This window comes from Vibrio sp. Vb2880 (assembly GCF_033337975.1).
Taxonomy (GTDB): Bacteria; Pseudomonadota; Gammaproteobacteria; order Enterobacterales; family Vibrionaceae; genus Vibrio; species Vibrio alginolyticus.
In genome coordinates this window covers 1-2,032 of sequence record NZ_JAWORT010000067.1, presented here as the reverse complement: position 1 = coordinate 2,032, position 2,032 = coordinate 1, and the positions used below count along the sequence as shown (strand labels likewise).

Sequence of the window (2,032 nt, the reverse complement as noted above, 5' to 3'; positions counted from 1 at the left end):
AAAAATGAAGTGTGCTGTTTAGTGATGGACATGATTGCGATCTTTTAATTTTGAACGTAATCTATTGCTCAGACGTGAAAAAACCGCTCCTGCAAGAGCGGTTTTTCGGAATACTTACTGGTTTGACGGCCTGTGTAAGTTCTCTCATGATAGCCATATCAAGTTAGCACTTCAAGTATTCCTGCACTCTGTTTGGACTCAAGATGTTTTGGACAGGGCGACGCGCGTTAGCCACCGATCAAGGGATGTTCCATAGGTGGTAGGTAAAGGCACCAATCATAACTTTGCGAAAGCACGATAAAACCGCCCTGTTGTAGCTGCTAGACGGGGGTTGCGGAAAAGGAATAAGTGATAGGTGTTGTGAGACCGGAATGGGGGCGTTAAGCCTTACTCACAGCGCAGGGCAGCCCGAAAGGGTAAGAGAAAAAACTCCACGGAAAGCGACCATAAATAATACTCAGATTCACTCAAACGAGTCGAAAATGGGTAGGGGTCGGCGCAGCCGAAAGGCTGAACTCTTGCTGTCTACATGACAGCCTTTTCAGGCTTGTTCACACACTTTTTTGTACAAGCCAAAGTCACAATATTCGACCTTTAAAAGTGGATAGTTGGCTAATCTTTTTCTCCACTTCATCCACAATTTACAGCCCTTATCTCTATATGATTTCTCACACACCCTACGCAGTATCCAGCTTGTACTTAATCTCTATACCTCATCAGAGGTTGCGCCGGATACAGTATAATTTTGTATTGGTGACAATGATCGTTGAAACCTATGTCTCGTATAGGTTTGCTCGGATACACCTTAAACTTTTCAACTCAGACCAGATGCATTGCGTTTTTCTCTTTTTGCAATCAATTGCAAAAAAATTAATAGGTAAAAATAGGAGTTACGGTGCTATTTTTGATTCAAACTTATTGATGGTTCTTATAGGTAAGAATAAAGCTTAAAGTGTCATAAATTTTCAAGCTTTATTAGGTTCAGTATCGGTCTGTTTTTTATCAAAAACCTCCCTTACTGGCTTATTAGTGGCCTTGTGTGACTTTTCTGGACATTACTTTGGTTATTTAACATATAACCATCTATACGCACTACACATTGCAGATAAATCCATCTATCTGCAATGTGTAGTAGCTTGGTTTAGTGAGTATCTAAGTAATCTACATTGTAGACATCGTGGCCATCGAACTCGAATGTGATCCGCCAGTTAGCGGATACGTCTAAAGACCAAACTTTGGGTTTTTTCTCATTGAAAGAATGCAAGTTTTTACCTGGAAGGTTGAAGTCATCTTCACATGTGGCCGTATCTAAAGCGTTGAGAATAATGTTGATAGGCTTTACGTGACGTTGATCTACGCTTTGGGTCTTACCCTTTTCGGCAAATAGTTTTAATTTTTTGGATTTGTAACTTTTAATCATTTTGTTGCACCTCATTAGTTTGCAAGAATTGTTAAGGCGCATGAAGAATGTACAAAGAAATCTAGATTTCGGTCTAAACTTGTTATACGGTTATGTAAAGTAAAATTACATTGTAAAGATATTTTATATGCGTATAATTCCGGGCCTGCGAAAACTCTGAATTAGCATTAAGTATCCGTTTACAATTAACTTCATGCAACTAACCATTTTAACATGGTTTTTTTTAAGTCACAACGTTCCTCGTTGCGCAACATAAAACTTTTCAAATTTTATTCTAGGAAATCAATATGTTTACGTTATTAAACCCAATGCATCCGGGAGAGTTTCTTAAAGAAGCTTATATGGAGCCAATGGAAATGAAGGTAACGGAACTGGCAGAGAAACTAGGAGTGTCCAAATCTTCCGTAAGCCGCCTTGTTACCGGGAAAAGTGAGTTGAGCTATGAAATGGCCATTCGCTTATCAAAACTGTTTAAGCGCTCACCTGAGGGTTGGATGGCTTTGCAAACGGCTTATGGGCTTAAACAAGCCAAAGAAAAAATGAAGTGTGCTGTTTAGTGATGGACATGATTGCGATCTTTTAATTTTGAACGTAATCTATTGCTCAGACGTG

2 protein-coding genes are annotated in these 2,032 nt (G+C 39.3%); one reads left to right on the top strand and one right to left on the bottom strand.

Going from position 1 to position 2,032, the window contains the following annotated elements:
* Positions 1-1,141: 1,141 nt before the first annotated feature.
* On the bottom strand, positions 1,142-1,420 hold the full coding sequence (locus tag R7M92_RS24865; protein WP_213887001.1) for a type II toxin-antitoxin system RelE/ParE family toxin: 279 nt from the start codon (positions 1,418-1,420) through the stop codon (positions 1,142-1,144).
* 287 nt (positions 1,421-1,707) lie between these two features.
* Here R7M92_RS24865 and R7M92_RS24860 point away from each other — a divergent pair, with 287 nt between their 5' ends.
* Positions 1,708-1,977 (top strand): HigA family addiction module antitoxin, encoded by a 270-nt coding sequence (locus R7M92_RS24860; protein WP_213887002.1) that lies wholly within the window; start codon positions 1,708-1,710, stop codon positions 1,975-1,977.
* Positions 1,978-2,032 lie beyond the last annotated feature (55 nt).

What these genes read in the sequence shown, in the direction of transcription:
- R7M92_RS24865 (WP_213887001.1), bottom strand. Translation starts at nt 1,420, where the DNA reads ATGATTAAAAGTTACAAATCCAAAAAATTAAAACTATTTGCCGAAAAG.
- R7M92_RS24860 (WP_213887002.1), top strand. Translation starts at nt 1,708, where the DNA reads ATGTTTACGTTATTAAACCCAATGCATCCGGGAGAGTTTCTTAAAGAA.